Genomic DNA, 23,595 nt, shown 5'->3' on the forward strand with positions numbered 1-23,595 from the left:
GGGAGACGATTGTGAAAGCACTGACCTGGCAAGGCAAACGGAAGCTGAGCGTCGAGCAGGTTCCGGACCCGGTCCTGCGGGAACCGACCGACGCCATCATCAGGGTCACCTCCACCGCCATTTGCGGGTCCGATCTGCACCTCTACGAGCTGTTTGGCCCGTTCCTGTCACCCGGCGACGTCCTGGGCCATGAACCGATGGGGATCGTCGAGGAGACCGGCAGCGCCGTGCCGGGGCTCAAGCCCGGCGACCGGGTGGTGGTTCCCTTCAATATCGCATGCGGGCGCTGCCATATGTGCAGCCGGGGCCTGCAATCGCAGTGCGAAACCACGCAGGTCAAGGACAAGGGTTCAGGCGCTGCATTGTTCGGCTACACGGAGCTCTACGGCTCTGTTCCGGGCGGGCAGGCCGAGTTCCTGCGCGTCCCCCACGCGGACTACGGTCCCATCAAGATCGAGGACAGCCAGGCGCCCGACGAGCAATACCTGTTCCTCTCCGACATCCTCCCGACCGCCTGGCAGGCGGTGGCCTATGCCCAGGTTCCCGACGGAGGCACGCTGGCGGTCTTCGGGCTCGGGCCGGTCGGCCAGTTTGCCGCCCGCATCGGCCGGCATCTGGGCCACCGCGTCATAGGTGTCGACCTTGTCCCGGAGCGGCTGGAAATGGCCCGCCGGCACGGCATCGAGACCCTGAAGTGGGGCCCAAAGATCGTCGACGAACTGCGTGACGCGACCCAGGGCCGCGGGCCGGAGTCGGTGGTCGACGCCGTCGGCATGGAAGCGCACGGCGCGACGGCTGCGGCCACCGCACAGTTCGCCGTCGGACTCCTGCCCGACCCCGTGGCCAAAAAGCTGATGTCGACCGCAGGCCTGGACCGGCTGTCCGTCCTGCACGCCGCGATCGACGCCGTGGCCCGCGGCGGCACCATCTCGCTGTCCGGCGTCTACGCCGGCCAAGCCGACCCCATGCCGATGCTCACGCTCTTCGACAAGCAGGTCACGCTGCGGATGGGCCAGTGCAACGTCCGGCGCTGGATCGACGACGTGCTGCCGCTGGCGGGCGACCCGGCAGATCCCCTCGGCGTCGGCGACCTGGTCACGCATACGGCCCCGCTGGACGACGCGCCGGCGATGTACGAGAAATTCCAGAAGAAGGACGACGGCTGCATCAAGGTGGTGCTCAAGCCGTAGCGCCTGCTCCGGGACGCTAGGCTTTTGTCATGTCTGTGATACGCCCGGCCGACGAAGCCGATGTCCCCGTCATCCTCGAGCTGATCCGCGATCTGGCGGTGTACGAGAAGGAACCGGACGCGGTCAAGACCACGCCGGAACAGCTGCAAGACGCCCTGTTTTCTGCTCAGCCGTCCGTCTTCGCGCATGTCGCCGAAGACGACGGCGGTGTGCAGGGCTTCGCTCTCTGGTTCCGGAACTTCTCCACGTGGGAGGGCGTCCACGGCATCTATTTGGAGGACCTGTACGTCCGGCCCGAGGCCCGCGGACGGGGGTACGGCAAGGCCCTGCTGCAGACGTTGGCCAGCCACGCGGTGGCGTCCGGGTACGCCCGGGTGGAATGGGCGGTACTGAACTGGAACCGCCCGTCCATCGACTTCTACCGCAGCCTCGGCGCCCGGCCGCAGGAGGAATGGTCAACGTTCCGGCTGGCCGGCGACGCCCTCGCGTCGTTCGGCTCGGGAGCGGCCAAGGTGCACGCGTGACGGGACACCGGGTGACCGGCACACACCGCAGCCGTGGCATGAGGACGGCCGGGTATTTCTTCGACGTCCCGCTCGACCACGCGGACCCGGACGGCGAGACCGTGGAAATCTTCGCCCGTGAGTATTCCTCCCTGGAACACGACGACGCCGCGGCGGCGCGGCTGCCGTGGCTGCTGTTCCTGCAGGGCGGGCCCGGCGGCCGGGGCAACCGGGTGACGTCGTTTGCCGGCTGGATGAAGGAGGCGGCCAAGACCTTCCGCATCCTGATGCTGGACCAGCGCGGCACCGGCCTCTCCTCCCCCGTGAACCGGCAGACGTTGCCGTTGCGTGGCGACGCCGCGGCGCAGGCGGCCTATCTGGCACATTTCCGTGCGGATTCGATCGTGCGCGACGCCGAGCTGATTCGGCAGGAACTCGGCAGCGGACCATGGAGCATCTTCGGACAGAGCTACGGCGGCTTCTGTGCGCTCACCTACCTCTCCCTCGCACCCGAGGGGTTGCGGGAAGTGCTGATCACCGGCGGCCTGGCCCCGCTGGCCGAAGGAGCCGACCGGGTCTACCGGGCCACCTTTCCCCGGGTGGAAGCACGCAACCGCGAATACTTCGCCCGCTACCCGGAAGACCGGGCCCAGGTTACCGCCGTCGCACGACACTTGGAATCGGTGCCCGAGTACCTGCCGTCCGGCGAGCGGCTGACCACCGGCCGGTTCCAGATGGCCGGGTCGTATCTGGGCGGCAACACCCGGATCGACGCCCTGCACTACCTGCTGGAGGACGCCTTCGTCCCGACCCCGTCCGGCCAGCGGCTCTCGGATTCTTTCCTGGAGCAGGTCGCCGCACTCGTGAGCCGTGCTGCCAACCCGCTCTATGCCCTGATGCACGAATCCATCTATGCCCAGGGCGCAGCGACCGGCTGGGCGGCGTGGCGCGTACTCCGCGACTTCCCGCAGTTCGCCCCGGAGGCGGCCGAGCCGCTGCTGACCGGCGAGATGGTCTATCCCTGGTACTTCGAGCAGGATCCGGCGCTGGTGCCGCTGCGCGAGGTTGCGGAACTGCTGGCGGCGAAGTCCGACTGGCCGGCCCTCTACGACCCCGACCGGCTGGCCGGGAACGACGTGCCCGCCGCCGCTGCCGTGTACCGCGACGATATCTACGTGGAGCGCGGCCTGTCGCTGGAAACGGCCGCGCAGGTGAAGGGGCTCCAGGTCTGGGAAACCGGTGAGTTCCATCATGACGGCATTGCCGACGACGGCGAGGCCGTCTTCCAGCGCCTGCTCGGCATGGTCCGGGGGGGCTAGCTGCCTTCCCTCAAGCCTCGGCGATGCGCCGGAACGCTCTACCCGATGGTCTGTACGTAGAAGTTTTCGTTCCGAAGGCATCCCTCCGGCACGCTCTCAGAGAGACGGTCGAGTTGTTCCTGTCGGAGGGTTCCCCCGCCAAAGAATACCGTTTCTCCGATCGCCAAAGACCGGCCTTCGACTTCCACGGTCAGGAGTTCCGGCCCCTGACTGAAGGTGGCGTCGGCCGGAAACACCAGCATGATCTCACGACCCGACGTGTCCATACCGATGACGCAATTCTCCGCCGACAGCTCGAGGGTTCCCTCGAAGCCGGCCTCCATCTCGAAGTTCTCCCGACCGCTGTCGGGGTTCACCAGCAGGATCTCGTCCCCCGGACCCGTTTCTACGGCACCGAAGGATGCAGGGACACCCTCGTAGCCGCAGCCCGACAGGAGGATCGACACCGCGGTCACTGCGAGCACGACCTGCCGGTGGCTCACGATGGGCTCCTGTCGCCGGAACCAACTCCTGCCGGGACGCCCCCGCTGCGGGCGGCAAAAGCCGGTGCCAGCAATATGACGACGGCAACGACGGCGGCCGCCGCGTTCAGGCCGGCGAACCCCAGGGCGGCCAGCAGCGGGCCCGACAAAGCCGCGCCCAGGGCCCCCGCGGCACCCATGAGCGTGTCGGACAGGCCCTGTGCCGGCACGCGACCGGACTCCGGCACCGACTCGGCCAACAGCGTGGAGCCGGCAATCACCGAGGCCGACCACCCCAGGCCCAGCAACACCAGTCCGGCACCCACCAGCCACGTGTCCTGCTGACCCAACCCGGCCAGCGCCGTCGCGGCCAGGAGGACCACCTGCCCGGCCACGATGGTTCGGGTGCGTCCCAGCCGGTCGGTCAGCCAGCCCATCAGCGGCGAAAGTGCGTACATGCCGGCCAGATGCAGCGAGATGGTGAAGCCGATGATGGCGAACGTGTCTGTCTGGCTGTGCTGGTGCCCGCCGGCATGGTCCAGCGCCTGCAGGTGCACGGGCGTCATGGACATGACCGCAACCATCACCAACTGGGCGCCCACCACGGCCGCCAATCCGAGCGCGGCCGTGGGATGGTGCCGGACCGCTGCCAGGCCCGTTCGCAGGGTCCCGCGGCGGTTGACCGGCAGGGCTTCCCCGCCGCCGCGTGAACGCGCATAGCCCAATGGGTCCGGCCGCAGGCCCACCAGCAGCAGCGCAGCGCCGATGGCCATGCCTGCCATCGAGAAGAGGAACGGCCCGGACGATTCCGGCAGCCCGAGCGCGGCGCCCAACTCGGCGCCCGGGCGGATCAGGTTGGGTCCGGCCACGGCACCGACCGTGATGGACCAAACCACGAAGGCCAGATCCCGGCCGCGATGCTGTGGCACGGCCAGGTCCACCGCCGCAAAATGGGCCTGCAGATTAGCCGCGTTGCCGACCCCCAAGAGGGCGGAGCCCGCCAGCAGCACCGCAAAGGATCCGGTGACCGGTGCCAGCGCCATCAACGCCGAACCCAGCAGGGCCAGCAGCAGACCGGTGACCAGCGCCCTCCGGCGTCCGGAACGGGCGGCGACACCGGCCAAAGGCAGCGCCGCCAGCGCGCCGGCCAGGGCTATCGCCATCGTGGACGTTCCTGCCAGCGCCTCGCTGCCGGTGAGCTCCACGGCCAGCAGCGAGCCGATGGCCAGCCCCGCGCCGTGGCCCAAGCCGCTGAACAGCTGGGCCAGGGACAGGGAAACAACGACGCGGCGCTGAACGGCCCTCGTGCGAGGGTCTGCGTTCAGCGCCGCGTCTGGTTGCCGGGTCACACGCCGATCCTAGTCGACCTGCAACCGGTTGAACCGCCGTTACTCGGTGTCGGACTTCGCGCGCTCGGCGGCCGACTGGACGGGCCCGGCATCCGACCGGGCGGGCCCGGCATCCGACTGGGCTGGCTCGGCGTCCGACTCGCTGTTTGCCGCCCTGGCGCGTTCGGCGTCCTTTGCCAGCCTCGCATCGATGGCTGCCTGACGGCCGGCCGGGCTGAGCAGGCTGGCCACCGTGGCGACCACCAGGGTCCCGATGATCACGCCGAGCGACAGCTGGGTGGTGATCACGGGGATCCACTCGACATGCTGGCCGCCGTTGATGAACGGCACCTCGTTCTCGTGCAGCGCGTGGAAGATCAGCTTCACGCCAATGAAGGCCAGGATGATCGACAGCCCGTGCTTGAGGTAGACCAGGCGGTCCATCAGGCCGCCCAGCAGGAAGTACAGCTGGCGCAGGCCCATCAGCGCGAAGATGTTCGCCGTGAAAACGATGAACGCGCTCTGGGTGAGCCCGAAGATCGCCGGGATGGAGTCAACCGCGAACAGCAGGTCAGTCATGCCGATGGTGATGAAAACGATGACCATGGGGGTGAAGAGGCGCTTGCCGTCAACCGTGGTGCGCAGCTTGTTGCCGTCGTAGTGCTCGCTGACCGGCAGCTTCTTGGTCAGCCGGGAAATCAGCCCGGACTCGGAGCCTTCTTCCTCGTCCTCGCCCGAGTCTGTTGCCTGCTTCCAGGCGGTCCAGAGCAGGAACGCGCCGAAGATGTAGAACACCCAGCTGAACTGGGCGATCAGCGTCGCGCCCAGCAGGATGAAGATGCCCCGCAGGATCAGCGCGATGATGATGCCGAACATCAGCACTTCCTGCTGGTACTTCCTCGGCACGGAGAACCTGGCCATGATGATGATGAAGACGAACAGGTTGTCGACGCTGAGGCTGTACTCGGTGATCCAGCCCGCCAGGAATTCCTGGCCGTAGTCGGGGCCGGCCTGCCAGAACAGCATGCCCGCGAAGATCAGCGCCAGGGTGACGTAAAAACCGACCCAGAGGCCGGCTTCCTTCATGGACGGCTCGTGCGGCCGCTTGACCACGTACAGCAGGTCGAACAGCAGGATGGCGCCCAGAACCACGAAGGAAATGACCTCAAAGGGCAGCGATAATTGGTCCGACACGGAACCTTGCCTTTCACAGAAGATGCCGCGCGTGTGCGGTGCGCGGGTGCGAGTGTTCGCCGCAAGTCTCTCCGCCTGCCGCTCTGCGGCCAGGCCACTGCGCCCGGCGGGGCGTCGATGCCCCGCGTGTTGACGTCCACAGTGTTCGGGATACTCCCCTACGCTCGGTCAAGTGTAGCGCAGGTGCGCCTGACGACGGCGGGTGCGCACCGCCGTCGTCATCTGCCCCGCCGGAAACCGGTGCGGCAGCCGCCGAGGGCTTAGGCGTGGCCCGCGGCGCGCATCTGCCGCAGGTCCTTCTTCAGGTCCGAGACCTCGTCGCGCAGCCGGGCAGCCAGCTCAAACTGCAGCTCCGCCGCGGCGGCGTGCATCTGCTCCGTCATCTGGGCGATCAGCTCGCCCAGGTCTTCGGCCGGTGCCGCGGCCAGCCCGTCGCGGCGGATCTTGTCCTTCGACACGGCCGCGGAAATCCCTCGCTTGCCCTTGCCGTAGTCGAAGTCTTTCAGCAGCTGCTGGGTGTCGGCGTCTTCGCGGGCCAGCTGGTCGGTGATGTCCGCGATCCGCTTGCGCAGCGGCTGCGGGTCCACGCCGTGCTTCTTGTTGTGCGCCACCTGGATCTCACGGCGCCGGTTGGTTTCCTCGATCGCGTTGGCCATCGAGTCCGTGATCTTGTCCGCGTACATGTGCACCTGGCCGGAGACGTTGCGGGCGGCACGGCCGATGGTCTGGATCAGCGAGGTGCTGCTGCGCAGGAAGCCTTCCTTGTCCGCATCCAGGATGGCCACTAGTGAGACTTCGGGCAGGTCCAGGCCCTCGCGCAGCAGGTTGATGCCCACCAGGACGTCGAAGGTGCCCATCCGCAGTTCACGGAGCAGTTCCACGCGGCGCAGCGTGTCCACGTCCGAGTGCAGGTACTGGACCTTCACACCGTGCTCATTGAGGTAATCGGTCAGGTCCTCGGCCATCCGCTTGGTCAGCGTGGTGACCAGGACGCGTTCGTTCCGCTCCACCCGCGCGTTGATCTCGCCCAGCAGGTCGTCGATCTGGCCCTTGGTCGGCTTGACGATGACCTCGGGATCCACCAGGCCCGTGGGCCGGATAATCTGCTGGACATAGCCGTCGGACTTGGACAGCTCGTACTTGCCCGGCGTGGCCGAAAGGTAGACCGTCTGCCCGATCCGTTCCAGGAACTCGTCCCACTTCAGCGGCCGGTTGTCCATCGCGGACGGCAGCCGGAAACCGTAGTCCACCAGGTTGCGCTTGCGGGACATGTCGCCCTCGTACATCGCGCCAATCTGCGGCACGGTGACGTGCGATTCGTCGATCACCAACAGGAAATCGTCCGGGAAGTAGTCCAGCAGGCAGTGCGGCGCCGTGCCCGGACCGCGGCCGTCGATATGCCGCGAGTAGTTCTCGATGCCGTTGCAGAACCCCATCTGCTGCATCATTTCCAGGTCATAGGTGGTGCGCATCCGCAGCCGCTGTGCTTCCACCAGCTTGTTCTGCGACTCGAGCACCTGCAGCCGGTCGCGCAGCTCGTCCTCGATGTCCCTGACCGCCCGGCTCATCCGGTCCTCGCCGGCCACATAGTGCGACGCCGGGAAGACGTACATTTCCGTCTCCTCGCGGATGATCTCCCCGGTGACCGGATGCAGCGTCTGGATCTGCTCGATCTCGTCGCCGAAGAACTCGATCCGGACGGCCAGTTCCTCGTACATCGGAATGATTTCCACGGTATCGCCGCGGACCCGGAAGGTGCCCCGGTGGAAGTCGACGTCGTTGCGGGCGTATTGCATGGCCACGAACCGGCGCAGCATGTCGTCCCGGTTCATTTCGGCGCCCTTACGGAGCGTGACCATGCCCGCGATGTATTCCTCCGGCGTGCCCAGACCGTAGATGCAGGACACGGTGGCGACCACGATGACGTCGCGCCGGGTCAGCAGCGCGTTGGTGGCAGAGTGGCGCAAACGTTCGACTTCCTCGTTGATGGAGGAGTCCTTCTCAATGAAAGTATCCGTCTGTGCCACGTAGGCTTCCGGCTGGTAGTAGTCGTAGTAGGAAACGAAGTACTCCACGGCATTGTTCGGCAGCAGCTCACGGAACTCGTTGGCCAGCTGGGCGGCCAGAGTTTTGTTCTGCACCATCACCAGGGTGGGCCGCTGGACCTGTTCCACGAGCCAGGCGGTGGTGGCGGACTTGCCGGTGCCGGTGGCGCCGAGCAGCACCACGTCCTTCTCCCCGGCCTGGATCCGTTCGGTCAGCTCCTTGATCGCCGCTGGCTGGTCGCCGGCAGGCTGGAATTCACTGACGACCTCGAAGGGCGCCACAACGCGGTTGATGTCCTGCGCAAGACTCATGCCGTTAACGGTAGACCCGATTGCGGTCAGCGTGGGTCCGGAATCGCTCTGGGCCTAACCCCCGCAGGGGATTGGCCGAGGCGCCATTGCCCGGTGAGCATTGCCCGGTACCGCTGCGTGCGCTACATCTGTGGGTGCAGCGACGACGAACGGAAGGCACCCCATGGACCCGGTGCGGACCTATCCCGAGGGCGTGACGTCGTGGATTGACGTCGAACACCGTGATGTTGAGGCGTCCAAGGACTTCTACGGCGGGCTCCTTGGCTGGACCTTCGCCGAGGCTACTCCACCGGGTGTATCCCCGCGCTATGTAATTGCCAAGCTCGACGGCCGGGACGTTGCCGGTCTCGGCGAGGGCACTGCTGGGGCAACGCCCGCCTGGAACACGTACGTAGCGGTCGTGGATTCGGAGGCGGCGGCGGACAGGATCCGCTCTGCGGGCGGACAAGTGCTCTCCGGCCCGACCGATGCCGGTGAGGGCGGCCGCGCGACGCTGTGTGCTGATCCGGCCGGCGTTCCGTTCCGACTCTGGCAGGCCCGGGACAGGCCGGGCGCCCAGGCAGTCAACATGCCGGGCGCGTGGAATTTCAGCGACCTGCACGCCGGCGATCCCGCCGCAGCCTCAACCTTCTACGGCGAGGTCTTCGGCTGGCAATTCGACGACGTCGGTTTCGGCAGCATGATTCGCGTCCCCGGCTACGGCGACCACCTGCAGGCGACCAGTGACCCCGGCATCCACGAGCGCCAATCGGGCATCAACGTCCCGCCGGGGTTCGCGGATGCCATCGGGTGGCTCACCGCCCTGCAGCCCGGCGAGACGGCACACTGGCACGTGGCGTTCACGGTCGCCGATCGCGATGAGACCGCCGCCGCCGCTGAACGGTTGGGCGGGACGGTGCTTGGCCAAACCAACACCGACTGGACGCGGGATGCGGTGATCCGGGACCCGTTTGGCGCCGTCTTCACCGCCAGCCAGTTCGCACCGGCCTTCGGGTGAGAGGCGAAGGCGCTAGCTGCCGGCGGCCGGCGGCCTCCACCCGGTGTCCCGGGCCCACTGGTTCATCTGCGGATCGGCCGTCCGGCTGAACCAGTCTTCCTTCGCGCGGGCGTAGCGGCCGGTGGAAGCGTCCGAGGCATGCAAGCCGGCGAGCCGCCGTTTCTCGGCCAGATACGCCGCGGCGGCGCCGGGGTCGGCCCGCAGCCAGTCCCGGAACAGCAGGGCATAGCGCCACCCCGGCGAGCCGGCCGCCCGGATGTGGACGTTGACCGCGCGACCGGGGTCGGCGTTGCCGTGCAGTCGCTTCTGCCAGTCCCCCGGTTCCGGATGCTCCGGTCTCGGGGTGTCGCGCCAGGTACCGGGCCAGCGCGGGAATCCGGCCGCGGCCAGTGCGTCCGCGGCGGAATCGGCGTCGTCCAGGCTGCGCACGGTAACCTGCAGGTCCAGCACGTCCTTGGCCGGCAGCCCCGGAACGGCCGTCGAACCAACGTGATCGACGGCAAGGATGCGCGGGTCGGCGCGGCTGATCCGCTCCGCGAGCAGGGCTGCCTGCGCGGGCCAGTGCGGCTGCGGGTCGAGCAGGACCGGCGGGCCGGTGCGCGGAGCCAGCCGACGGGCCAACAGGTTCTGGTTAAACGGCACCAGTCGTTCCGCCCAGAGCGCGTCCAGCGCGGCCAACACTTGTTCCCGGGTGCCGTTGTTCTCCAACACGACGTCGGCCGCGGCCCGGCGTTCTGCCGGGGAGGCTTGGGCGGCCATGCGGGAGCGGGCGTCGGCTTCGGTCATGCCGCGGTCCTCAACCATGCGCCGCAGCCGCTCGTCTTCGGGCGCGTCGATCACCAGGACCAGGTGGAAGGAGGGGCTCTGCCCGGTTTCCACCAGCAGCGGGATGTCCTGGACCAGGATGGCGCCCTCGCCTGCCGCGGCTACCCGCGCCGCCGCGCTGGCGCGGACCAGCGGATGCACGATCGCATTCAGTCGCTCGCGTTGCGCGGGATCGTTGAAGACCACGGCACCGAGCGCCGGTCGGTCAAGCCTGCCTTCAGCGGTGAGGATCCCGGGGCCGAACGCGTCGACGACGGCGCGCAAGCCGTCGGTGCCGGGCTCTACCACTTCCCGGGCGATGGCGTCGGCGTCGATCAGGGTGGCGCCGAGCTCGGCCAGCCGCCGGGCAGCCAGCGATTTTCCGGCGGCGATGCCACCGGTGAGTCCGATTCTGAGCACGGCCTCAGTCTAGCCAGCGCGCGGGCCGTCACCGCGCCACAGCGTGTCCCGCGTCAACCGCGCCGGACCGGACCGGACCCGCGCCACGCGTGCCCAACATCGGCCGCGGCCGGCCGCGCCGTGCCGCCGTCGTGCTGCCTCCGGCGGTCAGGTGTGGCCTGGACCCGCTACTCGTCGTGCCCTTGGTCTGCGCTCATCTGGTCTTCGGCCGGCGGAGTTTCTCCGGGCGGGACGCCACCGCCGGGTTCCAGTCCGGTGATGTTCTGGCTTTCGGGATCCGGGTTGGCCGAGTCGCCCTGGTCGGCCGATACCCGGCCTTCGTCGCCGCCGCCGGGCGTGGCCTCGCCGTGGCCCTTTCCGCCCTGGACGCGCGGGTCGAATTCCGGTTGGTTCTTCGCCATGGTTCCGCCGTTCGTTGCGTTCTCCGGCCGCCGAAGCAGGCGCGGCCCTGTGCCACCCAGACTAGGCACGTCCGGGGCCGCCGGACAAGGGACCCGGGCGGCCCGTGCTGACCTGCATATCCGCGGGAGCCGGCCACCACGGGCGGGCGCACTAGGCTGGATCCTATGGTTTCCCCGTCCCCCAGCAGCAGCTACACCACCGTCGCCGGCGAGCACCGGCATGCGATCGAGATCAAACGCTCGCGGTTCATCACGGTGCTGCGACGGTCGGAGACGGAGGAAGAGGCCCGCGGCCTTGTCGCGGAGCTGCGCCGCGAATTCCACGACGCCCGACACCACTGCAGCGCCTTCCTGCTGGGCCCGGACCGGAGTGTCCAGCGCTCGAACGACGACGGCGAGCCCGCCGGTACTGCCGGGGTCCCCATGCTGGAGGCCCTGCTCAAACGCGAGACGGCGCCCGGGGTGACAGACCTCAGCGACGTCGCGGCCGTCGTCGTACGCTATTTCGGGGGAATCCTGCTCGGAGCCGGAGGACTGGTGCGGGCTTATTCGGAGTCGGTGTCGCAGGCCGTGGCGACCGCGCCGCTTCTCCGGCGGCGCCGGATGCGCCTGTTCGCGGTGCCGGCCGCGCACGCCGACGCCGGACGCTTGGAAAATGAGCTGCGGGCCGCGGGCACCGTGGTGCTGGGCAGTGAGTACGGAGCCGACGGCGTCCGGATCAACCTGGCAATGGACGACCAGCCGGCAGTCATCTCGCGCTTCGAGGAGCAGCTCGCCGCGCTGACGTCGGGTGGCCCGGGCGCGGAACCGCTCGGCACGGAATGGGTGGACCTTGACTGAGCATCACGAAATTGCGCCCAAAGCGCCGAACTCAGCGGGCTCCGGGCGGGAGGCGCCGCCCCCCGGTCCGCAGCGGCCCGAGTTCGACTTTTCCGCGCTCCGGCGTTGGCCGGATGTGGAGGCGGACAACCTCTTCGCCTACGACGCGGCGGACAGGTTGTTGCTGGACACCGCCGCGCCGCTGCTGGACGGCGCGGACGGAAGCCACATCACGGTGGTCAACGACCGCTACGGGGCGCTGACGCTGGCCCTCGCGGCAGCCGGCAAGCACGGCATGCGCGTGGTCCAGGACCCGCTCAGTTCCGAGCGGGCCCTGGCCAACAATGCCTCGCGGATGGGACTGACCGGCTACCGGAATTTCCTGCTGGAACCGGCGGCGTTCGACGGCGCACGGCTCGTGCTGCTGCAGCTGCCCCGCGCGCTCGATGCGCTGGAGGAGATTGCCGGCTGCATTGCGGCGGCCGCCTCGCCGGGCGTCACGATGCTGGCCGGCGGCCGCGTGAAGCACATGACCACGGCGATGAACTCCGTGCTCGGCGCCTCCTTCTCCTCCGTGACTGCGGGGCTGGCGCGGCAGAAAGCGCGCGTGCTCACGGCAACCGGTCCGCGGCCGGCGTCGGGCGGGCGCTTTCCCCTGGCGGAAGAGCACGACGTCGGCCTGCCGGTTCCGTTGCGGCTGCTTGCCTTCGGCGGCACCTTCGGCGGGCCCAAGCTGGATCCCGGGACCCGGTTCCTGCTGCCCTTGTTGGCGGGCGCCCGGCAGGCGGACCGCGCCGTCGACCTCGGCTGCGGCAACGGTTCCATCGCCGCCTATCTGGCCCTTGCACGCCCGGGAATGCGGGTACTGGCGACCGACCAGTCGGCCTCCGCCGTCGCGTCGGCACGTGCCACGGCGGAAGCCAACGGCGTGGCGGTCCGCGTGCAGGTCCGCCGGGACGATGCGTTGTCCTCGCTGCCGGCGGCATCCGAACAGCTGGTGGTGCTCAACCCGCCGTTCCACATCGGCAACGCGGTGCACGCGGGCATCGCGCTGAAGCTCTTCGCCGACGCCGGGCGGGTGCTGGGACCGGCCGGGGAGCTGTGGACCGTCTGGAACAGCCACCTGGCCTACAAGCCGGCGCTGAACCGGCTGGTGGGCCCCACCCGGCAGGTGGCGAGGAACTCCAAGTTCACCGTCACCGTCAGTACCCTGCCCTGAGGAACAGCTCACGGGCGTCAGTACCCTGCCCTGAGGAGCGGTTCACGGGTGGCAGGCCTCCGCTGCCGTGTCCCGGGCATGGGCGGCTCTAGGTGCCGTAGTACCTGCGCAACTCGGCCTCTTCCTCCGGAGTGAGGCTGTCGGACGCTTCCGGCGAGGGCGAGTCCTTAATGGTGTCGTGGCTGTAGGCGACGTAGACGTCGCGCGAATTGATGCGGGCTCCGGCAATCGGCACGAACTTCTCGCGGCTGTCGGCCAGGCCCAGGCCTACGGTGAGCCAGGTGATGGTTCCGGTAACCGGATCCTGATGGACCTGCCCCACGGCGCCCAGTTTTTGCTGCTCGTTGTCCCACACTGTGGATTGCTGCAAGGCGTGAATGTCGACTTGATCTGCCATGTTCTCTCCGTTCCGGCCAACGGCCTGCGTGGGTGTGCGTACGTTCCTCACCCTAAATCCCGCGCCTGCGCCCGGCAAGGACCGCAGCGGCCCCGGACCGGGCGTCGGCCTCGCAGCGACGGGCGTTCCGGCGATCCGGCGATCCGGAAACGCGCCGGACACAGCGGAACCCCCGCACCCTAACGGTGCGGGGGTTCCTCAGTCAGTGATGCCGGGTTGCCCCGGCGCTGAATGCCGTTGTTACTGGCCGGTCAGCTTCTCGCGCAGTGCAGCCAGGGCTTCGTCGGAAGCCAGGGTGCCGCCGCTGGAGGCCGGAGCCGCCGGGGCGTCGGAGGAGTAGCTGGTCGGTGCGGCCTCGGACTCGCTCGGAGCCTCGGCTTCCTCTGCCATGGAAGCAGCAACCTGCTTCTTGTGGGCTTCCCAGCGCGCCTGGGCATCGGCGTACTGCTGCTCCCACGCGGCGCGCTGCGCCTCGTAGCCTTCGAGCCACTCGTTGGTCTCCGGATCGAAGCCCTCGGGGTACTTGTAGTTGCCCTGCTCGTCGTACTCGGCAGCCATGCCGTACAGGGCCGGGTCGAACTCGGAGCCCTCAGGATCGACGCCCTCGTTGGCCTGCTTCAGGGACAGCGAGATGCGGCGGCGCTCCAGGTCGATGTCGATGACCTTGACGAAGACCTCGTCGTTGACGGAGACAACCTGCTCGGCCAGCTCCACGTGGCGCACGGCCAGCTCGGAGATGTGGACCAGGCCCTCAATGCCGTCTTCGACGCGGACGAACGCACCGAACGGAACCAGCTTGGTGACCTTGCCCGGGACGATCTGGCCCAGGGCATGGGTGCGGGCGAAGGTCTGCCACGGGTCTTCCTGGGTGGCCTTCAGGGACAGGGACACGCGCTCGCGGTCCAGGTCCACCTCGAGTACCTCGACGGTGACTTCCTGGCCAACCTCGACAACCTCGGACGGGTGGTCGATGTGCTTCCAGGACAGCTCGGAGACGTGCACCAGGCCGTCGACGCCGCCCAGGTCCACGAAGGCACCGAAGTTGACGATCGAGGAGACGACGCCCGGACGGACCTGGCCCTTCTCCAGCTTGTTGAGGAAGGTGGAGCGGACCTCGGACTGGGTCTGCTCAAGCCATGCACGGCGGGACAGCACAACGTTGTTGCGGTTCTTGTCCAGCTCGATGATCTTCGCTTCGATCTGCTGGCCGATGTACGGAGCCAGGTCGCGCACACGGCGCATCTCGACGAGGGAGGCGGGCAGGAAGCCGCGCAGGCCGATGTCGAGGATCAGGCCACCCTTAACAACCTCGATGACGGTGCCGGTAACAACGCCGTCCTCTTCCTTGACCTTCTCGATGTCGCCCCAGGCGCGCTCGTACTGAGCACGCTTCTTGGACAGGATCAGGCGGCCTTCCTTGTCTTCCTTGGTCAGCACCAGGGCTTCGACCTCGTCACCAACGGCGACAACGTCGCCCGGGTCGACGTCGTGCTTGATGGAAAGCTCGCGGGAGGGGATGACACCTTCGGTCTTGTAACCGATGTCGAGCAGGACTTCGTCGCGGTCAACCTTGACGACAGTGCCTTCGACCAGATCGCCATCATTGAAGTACTTGATGGTCGCGTCGACGGCTGCGAGGAAGTCTTCAGCGGTACCGATGTCGTTGATGGCGACCTGCGGGGTACCGGGCTTCTCGGTGGAGGTGATGGTCATGTAGTAGGGGCTCCGATGTGGATAGTTTTCTGAGTTCCGCTGCTGCCCTGCTTCCCGAGGCACAGCAGCATGGAACCGCTGCTGCACAAGGGATGCATTGCCGTTTACGGAAACGGACTGATGTGTTTTGGTGAAGCTCATGAAGCCTGCCCTTCGCCGAAGGGCTCTCCATACGCATTACGCGCCCAATAAGTCTAACTGGTCGCGCCAATCCCGGCAAAGCGACCCGCCTTGTCGAGGCGCAGGGTTACGGCGAAGCGGCGCCTCGACGGCGCTCCCCCGGTAGGGTCAGAAATGCGTGATGCAGTACGGCGGGGTGTCCGATGCGAACAGGCGGTCCATGCCGGCGACTGCTTCCGCTGAGGCACCGGAGAAGTGGCCGCCCGCGGCCAGGGTCCGTGCCTGGACTCCGCCCAGATAGAGCGAACCGAGCGAATCCACGGGCACTACTGCGTCGACGTCGGCATCCTCCGGCAGCACGTCAACCGCTCCCCGGCCGTCCTCGACGGTCAGCCGGTAGACGCCGCCGCAGATATCCAGCGGATCGGTGATCCGCAGGGTGCACGAGCCGTCGTGCAGGTACGGCCTGGCTTGGAGGGCCGCCACCGGGTCCAGCACGCGCAGCCACAACACATCTTCGACCGCCGCCACCTCGTAGCCGCGGCTGTCCGCCAGTCCCCACGCCAGCGGATCCTCCACCGGCCCGAGCGGGAACTTGATCCGTTCAACCAGGTCCAGCGACCCCAGGTAACGCCACAACTCCAGGTACGCATCCTGCCCGGCGGCAACCAGGTCAACCACCTTCACGGTGTAGGGCTTGCTGTCCCAGCCGGCAAAGCGATAGCTGACATAGCCGTCCGGCCGGCCCTCGCCGTCGTAATGGACAGCCGCTCGCAGCGACTTGTCTTCGGACGCGTTGTCCTGGCTCCAGCGACCCGAGACGCGCAAGGCGTAACTGGCCTGGCGTCCGATTGAGCCCAGGGTCCGGGCGTGGAACCCGTTGAATATTTCCGGCGCCAAGTTCTGGAGCGAAGCCGGGTCGGCCAACTCCATGGTCCCGGTGGCCGCGGCACGCAGCCCGAACCGCTCGCGGGCATCAATTTCCACTTCGCGAATGAACGTTGCGGCGCCAAAACCGAAGCGGCCGTAGATGGTGGCCTCGGAAGCGGTGAGCGCCGCCATCGCGAGTCCGCGGCCGGCGGCCTGCTTCAGGTCGTCGGTGATCATCCGCCGCAGCAGCCCGCGGCGCCGGTGCGTCGCCCGGACCGTCACCGCGGTGATCAGGTGGGTGTCCAGCAGCCGCCCGCCGCCCACGTTGAGGGTGTTGACCATGGTGGCGTAGGTAGCGACGGGTACTTCGGAGTCCCACACGCCCGGGCGCTGCGTGTCGTCGTAGGCGCCCCAGAGAATCCGCTGGTCCGTGCCGTAGGTCCTGGTGTAGGCAGCGACGTCGGAGGCATCCGGCTTGCCGTCGTGGAACCCGAACTTGACCGCTTCGAACCAGCCGAGGGTCCTGGCGTCCGGCTTGTCGCCGTCGAGCCCGGCTGCAAACCGGTCGATGCGGATGTCTTGGCGGGTTTCCTGTGTGTGGGTGGTCACGGTCTTCGAGCCTAGCGGCACCTCCCCCGGTCCGCCAGAGGAAGCCGCAGGCAGCGCACAGAACCGTCACCGCCTCTGCGCGCCCGCGACGCCGCGGCCAGGCGACCGGACTAGTGTCCGGCTTCCTGCCAGTTGGCGCCCACTCCCACCGACACGTCCAGCGGCACGGTCAGTTCCGCGGCGCCGCCCATCTGGGCCCGCACCAGCTGCTCCACCTGTTCCCGCTCCCCCGCCGCTACTTCGAGCACGAGTTCGTCATGGACCTGCAGCAGCATCCGTGACTTCAGTCCCTGGTGGCGCAACTCCTCCGAGACACCTAGCATGGCCTTCTTGATGATGTCCGCGGCCGAACCCTGGATGGGCGCGTTGAGGGCCGCACGCTCCGACATCTCGCGCAGCTGGCGGTTATCGCTGGCCAGGTCCGGCAGGTAGCGGCGGCGGCCTTCGATCGTCGAGGTGAACCCGTCCACCCTGGCCTTGTCCACCACTCCGCGCAGGTAGTCGCGGACAGCACCGAACCGGGAGAAGTATTCCTTCATCAGTGTCCGGGCCTCATCCACGGAGATGTTCAACTGCTTGGACAGCCCGAAGGAGCTCAGCCCGTACACCAGCCCGTAGGACATGGCCTTGACCTTGGCGCGCATCTCGCTGGTGACATCCTCCGGGGCGACCCCGAAGATGTGCGAACCGACGAACCGGTGCAGGTCCTCGCCCGACCGGAACGCCTGGATCAGGCCTTCGTCTCCGGACAGGTGTGCCATGATCCGCATTTCGATCTGAGAGTAGTCGGCGGTCAGCAGCAGTTCGTAACCCTCGCCGACGACGAACGCCTCGCGGATGCGGCGGCCCGCCTCCGACCGCACCGGGATGTTCTGCAGGTTCGGGTTGATTGAGGAAAGCCGGCCGGTGGCGGCGACGGTCTGCGCGTAGGTGGTATGGATCCGTCCATCATCCGCCACAGTCTTGCGCAGGCCTTCCACCGTTTGCCGCAGCTTTGAAGCATCGCGATAGGCCAGCAGCTGGACCAGGAATTCGTTGCCCGTCTTGGCGAACAGGTCATTGAGCGCATCGGCGTCGGTCGAATAACCGGTCTTGATCTTCTTGGTCTTCGGCAGCCCCAGCTCCTCGAACAGCACCGCCTGCAGCTGCTTGGGAGAGCCCAGGTTGATTTCCTTGCCGATGATGCCGAAGGCCGCCGAGCTGGCCGCGTCGATGGTCACCGTGAAGTCGTCCACCAGCCGGTCCAGCGCGCCGGCGTCCACGGCAATGCCGTCCAGTTCCATCCGCGCCAGCACCAGCGACAGGGGCAGGTCAAGCCCGCCCAACAGCTGGTTGGCGCCACGATCCACCAGTTGTCCGGCGAAGTGTTCGCTCAGCTGCAGCGCGGCGAACGCCTGCACCACGGCCGGTCCGGCCTTGTCATCCTCGGACAGGCCGAGTTCCAGCTGCCCGTTCGCGGCGGCTTCGGGGGCCGCCACGGACATCTTCAAGTGGTACTGAGCCAGGTCCGCCAGTTCGTAGCTGCGCCGGTCAGGCTGGATGAGATAAGCCGAAATGGCCGTGTCGTCGACTACGCCCAGCAGCTCGAACCCGCGTCGCGAGAGAACCTTGTAGGCGTACTTGAAGTCGTGGACGATCTTCGGTGCGTCAAGGTCTGACAGCCAGTGTGCCAGCAGCTGCTCGGCGTCGGCGTCCAAGGCAGTCAGCGGCACGTAGGCCGCCTGTGCGTGGGCCACCAGGGCCAGCCCGACGGCGTCGTCCCCGCCTTCCGCCGTTTCGGCCACCAACTGCAGGGCGACGTTGTGCTGGTTGGTCTCCTCCAGCCATTCCTTCAGGGCAGCCGCATCGGTGACCACCGCGTGGGCGGGGGCATTGACCTCCGTCTCGCGGACGGCGTCCTCCTCACCGAAGAGGTCGAAGAGTCGCTTGCGCAGGGTGTTGAACTGCAGCGCATCGAAGAGTTCCTCGATGGCGGCCCGGTCGGGGTGCTGCAGCACCATGTGCTCCAGCTTTACCGGAAGGTCCAGATCCCGGAGCAGGTGGTTCAGCCGGCGGTTGCGCTTGACTAAATCGACATTGGCCCGAAGCGCCTCGCCGACCTTTCCGCCGATCGAATCCAGGTTCTCCAAGATGCCCTCTACGCCGCCGTAGAGGTTGATCCACTTGGCAGCGGTCTTTGGGCCCACGCCCGGAACGCCGGGAAGGTTGTCCGCCGTTTCACCGACCAGCGCCGCGAGATCCGAATACCGTTCCGGCCGGACGAAATACTTGGCTTCCACCGCGTCGCCGTCCATGGGCGGGATGTCGCTGATGCCCTTCTTCGGGTACAGCACGGTGACTTTGTCCGTGATGAGCTGGAACGCGTCACGGTCTCCGGAGACCACAAGGACCTCCCAGCCGGCTTCCTCGGCCCGGGCACTGAGTGTGGCGATGACGTCGTCGGCCTCGTATCCGTCCAGGGTGACGGTGGGGATCTGCATCGCCTCCATCACCTTGACGATCAGGTCCACCTGGCCGTGGAATTCCTCGGGCGTCTTGTTACGGCCCCCCTTGTACTCGGAATACTCCACGGTGCGGAAGGTGGGGGTGTCCAGGTCAAACGCCACGGCGATATGGGTCGGTTCGCGCTGCTCGATCATCTTGATCAGCATGGAAGTGAAACCGTAAACAGCATTCGTGTGCTGGCCGGTATCCGTGGAAAAGTTCTCCACCGGCAGGGCGTAGAACGCGCGGAACGCCATCGAATGGCCATCGATTAGCAGCAGGCGCTTTGGCCCCGAAGCTTCGCTCTCCGGGCCGGCAACGGGGGCTCCCTCTGCCTCCACTATCGCGGTCACTGCTTCCGGTTTGTTAGTTTCACTCACACCTGCCAGCCTAGTTCCCATGAGCGACAAATTCACACCCGGCGACAGTGCTGCGGGACACTCGCAGGGCTCGCCCCCGGCCTCGGCCGCGATCGCCGAACTGGTCGACGCCGGTGTCCCGGAACACTTGCACCGGTGGCTGATACACACCGGTGTGGGAGCGCTCGTGGTGAAGATGGGCATCGTTTTCAGCGAGATGACGCCGCAGCGCATGGTCGCAACCATGCCGGTGGAAGGTAATACCCAAGTGGCGGGCATTCTGCATGGCGGCGCGCATGTGGTGCTGGCCGAAACGCTGGGTTCCTTCGCAGCGACTCTGCACGCGGGCGCCGGCCGCCACGCCGTCGGCATCGAAGTTGGCGCCAGTCATCACCGTTCGGTCTCCTCGGGACATGTCACCGGCACCGCGACGGCGATCCAGCTGGGCCGTTCGCTGACCGTGCACGAAGTCGTGATGACCGATGACGACGGGCGGCGCCTCTCCACGGCGCGGATCACCAATCTGATACGCGACAACGGGTAGGTAGTCTTCTAGGCCTCGGCCCGCAGTAAAGGTTAGCTCGGCGCACTGTACGGATCGGCCAAGTGCCGCTCGCCATGCGCTGTGTAGTGCCACGCCGCTCCCCTTGCGCTAGTTAGTGCCACTGCCCCTTGTGCTGGAAATCTAGGCGGCGGACCGAGCGAGCTTGTTCCTCGGGACCCTTACTACTGCCCAACCGCCGGCAGTGCACGCGCCCAGCCGGGCGCCGTCGTCGGCGTCGCCATCACTGTTCGTCCTGCCAGCGGCCAAAGCGCGGCGAATGATGTCCGCGCTCGAGAGGGTTGCCTCAACCGTCTCGAATGCCGGGATCCTTGTGCCCGCCGGCACCGTCTCGGTTCTGGCCTCCGGCACCGTCTCGGTTCTGGCCTTATCTGCCCCTGACGCCCCGGGCGGCGGGTTGCCGGGTAGTGGTGGCGGGGTGGAGGCGTAGGTGTGTCCGGTGGGGGTGGTGGTCTCCACCGTGTGGTGTGGTCCTTCGAGGGGGCGGGCGGACCAGCCTTCGGCTTCCTTGGACTGGTTGCATTGCTCGCACAGTCCCTGGCCGTTGGCCATGGTCGTTTTACCGCCTCTTGACCAAGGCACGATGTGGTCGATGTGCCGGATCGGGGCGTCGCACCAGGGCCTGCCGCAGACGGCGTCGCGGGCGAGGATCATCCGGCGCATCCCGTCGGGGAACTTCCGCGCGGCCGAGTCCATCCCCAGCAGCTGCCCGGCCCCGGGGGCGTTGTAGAGGCGGCGGACCCAGATGTCCTCCACGGTGGCCTGCTTTAAGACTTTGGTGCGTTGGGCCTGCTCGCGGGCGGTCTTCCACCCCGGCTCGGTCCCGGCCGGCGGCGCCTTCTGCCCCATCCCGCCCGGCGGGCTGCAGGCGCCATAGGGCGGAGGGCTGCCACCGTGTGGTCCTGCCGCCGGTAGCCCGTTGTCCTCGCGGCCGTCGCCGGCGGCGGTGCGGCCGGGCGGGCTGGCTTCGGTGTTGGCTTCGGGTGTGTGTGCCGTTGCTGGCGGTCGTTGCGGCAGGCCGGTGAGGTTGCGGGCGTAGTGGGCCGGGACGATGCCGTAGCCGGTCAGCCAGGCCGGTTCGGCCTCGCCCTGGAGCAGGGCGCGGTCGGTCATCACGAGCTGAATTTCCAGCCGGGCCGGGTCGGCGGTGCTGCGGCCGGTGACGCGTTCGAACACGGTGTCGGCCATCATCTGGCCGCGGGACCGGGGGTCTCCGCTGTTGCGCAGCCGGTCCGCTTCCCGGTGCAGGGCGGCCATGACCGCCACGCCCTGGATTACCGGCAGCAGGGTCCGGACCGAGACCATGGTGTCCGGCTCCGGCCGGGAGGAAACGTGCCGGTCCGCTTCGGCCTTCGCCGCCCGGTCCACCACCGAGCGGGGTTCCAGCCGGTAGGCGAGGCGTTTGGCTTCGGCCCGCAGCGCCCGGTTCCCAAGTCCGTGCAGCCGGTCCCGGTTCCCGGCCAGTTCCCGGTCCACGCGGGCGCGGTGCTCCGGGGTCAGGCAGACGGTTTCCTGGACCAGGATCTCGGCCCGGTATTCGTTCAGGTGCCCCGCGGCCAAGGCGGCCAGGGTGTGCGGCATCTGCCCGACCAGGGTCCGGGACAGGTTCAGCAGGACCGCGGCCCGGTGCGGGGACTCGCGCCGGGCCAACCCGATCTGGGCCGCCACCCCGGCGCCCTGCCGGTCTTTGGGGATCCCGGCGGCGGCACGGCGGGCACGCACGGATTTCTCCAGCGCGACCTGAACCCCGGCCTGCGCGGCCGCGGCGGCAGCCTTCAGCCCCTCCAGCGCCGTAAGCTCTTCCACCAACTCCCGGTCCGGCACGTCCAGGCCGATGCGCTGAAGGGCTTCGGCCGCCGCGTGAACGGCGGCAGACCCGACCGGACCCGCGGCATCGGCAGGCGGTGCTGGGGCGGGAGCTACGGATACTGCCGGATCAAACATCTCAGCGTCTCAATCTTCAGCATGCGTACTGCATGGCCTCGACTACGAGCGGTCACGAACCCTGAACGGATCCGCGGACGCCACCGGCAAACCCACGATCCGGCGGCCAACGTTGGTGCTGAACTGCTACTGAAAACAGACTATGCGCCGCCACTGACAGTTTCGGAGGATGCAGCCACCACTTCGGAGGGCGCAGCAACCGCCACCGACTGCAGCACGACAGCCGGTGGAGTGGCCGTGTCCGAAGGCGGCCTGTAGTTTCCGCAGCAGGAGGACCGCACGGGGTAACGCGTTGGCGTGAGGCTACACCAGCACCGGAGTGGCGTGAGGCTAGACCGGCACAGGCGTAAGGTCGTAATGCATCTCCACCAAGTCGCCCAAGGTGCGGCTGCCACGAAGCCGGGCAGGCGCCGTCGTGCTGGGAACCGGTAGCAGCGGTTGTCCGCCGCCCAGCACCACCGGCACCAACGTCAGGATGAGTTCGTCCAGCAGGCCGGCCGACGCGTACTGTGCTGCAAGTTGCCCGCCGCCGACCAGCCACACGTCTTTGTCGCCGGCGTCGGCGCAGATGTCATCGTGGAAGATACCCACATCGCCTCGCACAAACGTGATGTCCGCGCCGGGAATGCCTGGCAGTTCGTGATGCGTGAAGACCCAGGTGGGTGTTGAGCCGTAAGGCCATTCCTCCGGCGCCTCCTCCAGCACGAACTTGTACGTTTCGGAGCCCATGACGATGGACCCTATGCGCTGCATGAAGGTTCCGAAGCTGTCCTGGACGCCGGCGGCGTCATTGAACTGCGTGAGCCAGTCGAGTTTGTTGCTGCGGTCGGCAATATACCCATCCACCGAGCTGCCGACGTAGTAGATAGTCCGGGCCATGGGGCCCATGCTAGCCAGCGGGCCGGACCAGTGGAAGCTTGGCGCGCGTCCCGCGAGAAATGCGGGGGTTGTCGGTCCGCAGCTGCCGCAGTACATGCCGTGGCTGTGAGTCCGCAGCTGCCGCAGGACATGCGGGGGTTGTGAGTCCGCAGCTGCCGCAGGACATGCGGGGGTTGTGAGTCCGCAGCTGCCGCAGGACATGCGGGGGTTGTCGGTCCGCAGCTGCCGCAGTACAACGGTGGGATGGATGCGCAGACTTCGGCGTGGATCACGGCCTACCGGCAGGCGTGGGAAACCAATGACCCGGATCAGATCGGAGCCTTGTTCACCGACGACGCCGAGTACCGGCCGGAGCCTTGGACGGAACCCTGGCGTGGCCGGGACAGCATTGTCCGGCAGTGGCTGGCCCGCAAGGATGAGCCCGGCGCCGCGACATTCGAGTGGCACGAAATCGCGGTGACCGACCACGTCTCCGTGGTGGAGGGAACGACCGCCTACCGGGACGGACGCACCTACAGCAACCTGTGGCTGATCCGGTTGAACGGCGAGGGCCGGGCAACCCACTTCACCGAGTGGTGGATGGACCATTCGGTCGCTTCCTGACCCCACGAGGGCACAGGATGCGCCGCTCCTGCATCAACCGCGC

The 23,595-nt window shown here is 67.7% G+C and carries 20 protein-coding genes; 8 read left to right on the top strand and 12 right to left on the bottom strand.

Features of this window, described 5'->3' with window-relative positions:
• Positions 1-11: 11 nt before the first annotated feature.
• From AC5RUK_RS03715 to AC5RUK_RS03725, 3 genes are read left to right on the top strand one after another with little or no spacing between them, the layout of a single operon-like run.
• A complete protein-coding gene (locus AC5RUK_RS03715) occupies positions 12-1,190 on the top strand; it encodes a zinc-dependent alcohol dehydrogenase (RefSeq protein WP_493987315.1) in 1,179 nt (392 codons plus the stop codon).
• A gap of 29 nt (positions 1,191-1,219) precedes the next feature.
• Positions 1,220-1,714 (top strand): GNAT family N-acetyltransferase, encoded by a 495-nt coding sequence (locus tag AC5RUK_RS03720; protein ID WP_494151407.1) that lies wholly within the window; start codon positions 1,220-1,222, stop codon positions 1,712-1,714.
• Between the two features lie 38 nt (positions 1,715-1,752).
• On the top strand, positions 1,753-3,012 hold the full coding sequence (locus AC5RUK_RS03725) for an alpha/beta fold hydrolase (protein ID WP_494151536.1): 1,260 nt from the start codon (positions 1,753-1,755) through the stop codon (positions 3,010-3,012).
• Positions 3,013-3,050: 38 nt separating this feature from the next.
• On the opposite strand, the gene AC5RUK_RS03730 is transcribed toward AC5RUK_RS03725, so the two are convergent.
• The 4 genes from AC5RUK_RS03730 to uvrB all read right to left on the bottom strand — a co-directional run bounded on the left by AC5RUK_RS03730 (position 3,051) and on the right by uvrB (position 8,352).
• The gene (locus AC5RUK_RS03730) at positions 3,051-3,494 is read right to left on the bottom strand and encodes a hypothetical protein (protein ID WP_494151408.1); all 444 of its coding nucleotides are present in this window, start codon (positions 3,492-3,494) and stop codon (positions 3,051-3,053) included.
• Positions 3,491-4,822, bottom strand: a complete 1,332-nt coding sequence (locus tag AC5RUK_RS03735) for an MFS transporter (RefSeq protein ID WP_494151409.1) — start codon at positions 4,820-4,822, stop codon at positions 3,491-3,493. Before AC5RUK_RS03735 ends, AC5RUK_RS03730 begins: the two co-directional genes overlap by 4 nt.
• Before the next feature lie 39 nt (positions 4,823-4,861).
• Positions 4,862-5,995: a TerC family protein gene (locus AC5RUK_RS03740; protein ID WP_494151410.1), complete on the bottom strand. Its 1,134-nt coding sequence runs from the start codon at positions 5,993-5,995 to the stop codon at positions 4,862-4,864.
• A gap of 260 nt (positions 5,996-6,255) precedes the next feature.
• Complete coding sequence (gene uvrB, locus AC5RUK_RS03745) at positions 6,256-8,352, bottom strand: excinuclease ABC subunit UvrB (protein ID WP_494151411.1); 2,097 nt, start codon at positions 8,350-8,352, stop codon at positions 6,256-6,258.
• 163 nt (positions 8,353-8,515) lie between these two features.
• Here uvrB and AC5RUK_RS03750 point away from each other — a divergent pair, with 163 nt between their 5' ends.
• The gene (locus AC5RUK_RS03750; protein WP_494151412.1) at positions 8,516-9,349 is read left to right on the top strand and encodes a VOC family protein; all 834 of its coding nucleotides are present in this window, start codon (positions 8,516-8,518) and stop codon (positions 9,347-9,349) included.
• A 12-nt stretch (positions 9,350-9,361) separates the two neighbouring features.
• On the opposite strand, the gene coaE is transcribed toward AC5RUK_RS03750, so the two are convergent.
• Positions 9,362-10,573 (bottom strand): dephospho-CoA kinase, encoded by a 1,212-nt coding sequence (gene coaE / locus AC5RUK_RS03755; RefSeq protein ID WP_494151413.1) that lies wholly within the window; start codon positions 10,571-10,573, stop codon positions 9,362-9,364.
• Positions 10,574-10,740: 167 nt separating this feature from the next.
• The gene (locus tag AC5RUK_RS03760) at positions 10,741-10,974 is read right to left on the bottom strand and encodes a DUF6480 family protein (RefSeq protein WP_494108783.1); all 234 of its coding nucleotides are present in this window, start codon (positions 10,972-10,974) and stop codon (positions 10,741-10,743) included.
• A 165-nt stretch (positions 10,975-11,139) separates the two neighbouring features.
• Between AC5RUK_RS03760 and AC5RUK_RS03765 the strand changes: the two genes are divergently transcribed.
• Together AC5RUK_RS03765 and AC5RUK_RS03770 are read left to right on the top strand one after the other, a co-directional pair.
• Positions 11,140-11,814, top strand: coding sequence for an IMPACT family protein (locus AC5RUK_RS03765; protein ID WP_494151414.1), 675 nt, complete (start codon positions 11,140-11,142; stop codon positions 11,812-11,814).
• The gene (locus AC5RUK_RS03770; protein ID WP_494151415.1) at positions 11,807-13,012 is read left to right on the top strand and encodes a class I SAM-dependent methyltransferase; all 1,206 of its coding nucleotides are present in this window, start codon (positions 11,807-11,809) and stop codon (positions 13,010-13,012) included. Before AC5RUK_RS03765 ends, AC5RUK_RS03770 begins: the two co-directional genes overlap by 8 nt.
• Positions 13,013-13,100: 88 nt before the next feature.
• Here the strand turns inward: AC5RUK_RS03770 and AC5RUK_RS03775 are convergent, their stop codons facing one another.
• From AC5RUK_RS03775 to polA, 4 genes are all read right to left on the bottom strand, one after another.
• Positions 13,101-13,409, bottom strand: a complete 309-nt coding sequence (locus AC5RUK_RS03775) for a PRC-barrel domain-containing protein (protein ID WP_494108780.1) — start codon at positions 13,407-13,409, stop codon at positions 13,101-13,103.
• A 240-nt stretch (positions 13,410-13,649) separates the two neighbouring features.
• A complete protein-coding gene (gene rpsA / locus AC5RUK_RS03780) occupies positions 13,650-15,122 on the bottom strand; it encodes a 30S ribosomal protein S1 (RefSeq protein WP_493987334.1) in 1,473 nt (490 codons plus the stop codon).
• 288 nt (positions 15,123-15,410) lie between these two features.
• Positions 15,411-16,721 (bottom strand): GNAT family N-acetyltransferase, encoded by a 1,311-nt coding sequence (locus AC5RUK_RS03785; RefSeq protein WP_494108778.1) that lies wholly within the window; start codon positions 16,719-16,721, stop codon positions 15,411-15,413.
• 110 nt (positions 16,722-16,831) lie between these two features.
• Positions 16,832-19,606, bottom strand: a complete 2,775-nt coding sequence (gene polA, locus AC5RUK_RS03790; protein ID WP_494151416.1) for a DNA polymerase I — start codon at positions 19,604-19,606, stop codon at positions 16,832-16,834.
• Here polA and AC5RUK_RS03795 point away from each other — a divergent pair.
• Complete coding sequence (locus tag AC5RUK_RS03795; protein WP_494151417.1) at positions 19,605-20,108, top strand: hotdog fold thioesterase; 504 nt, start codon at positions 19,605-19,607, stop codon at positions 20,106-20,108. The genes polA and AC5RUK_RS03795 overlap by 2 nt on opposite strands.
• Positions 20,109-20,249: 141 nt before the next feature.
• On the opposite strand, the gene AC5RUK_RS03800 is transcribed toward AC5RUK_RS03795, so the two are convergent.
• Positions 20,250-22,070, bottom strand: a complete 1,821-nt coding sequence (locus AC5RUK_RS03800) for an HNH endonuclease (RefSeq protein ID WP_494151418.1) — start codon at positions 22,068-22,070, stop codon at positions 20,250-20,252.
• Between the two features lie 330 nt (positions 22,071-22,400).
• Positions 22,401-22,949: a dihydrofolate reductase family protein gene (locus AC5RUK_RS03805; protein WP_494151419.1), complete on the bottom strand. Its 549-nt coding sequence runs from the start codon at positions 22,947-22,949 to the stop codon at positions 22,401-22,403.
• Positions 22,950-23,192: 243 nt separating this feature from the next.
• Between AC5RUK_RS03805 and AC5RUK_RS03810 the strand changes: the two genes are divergently transcribed.
• On the top strand, positions 23,193-23,552 hold the full coding sequence (locus tag AC5RUK_RS03810; protein WP_494151420.1) for a nuclear transport factor 2 family protein: 360 nt from the start codon (positions 23,193-23,195) through the stop codon (positions 23,550-23,552).
• The last annotated feature ends 43 nt before the right edge of the window (positions 23,553-23,595 follow it).

Source organism: Arthrobacter sp. Y3223065, assembly GCF_059090885.1.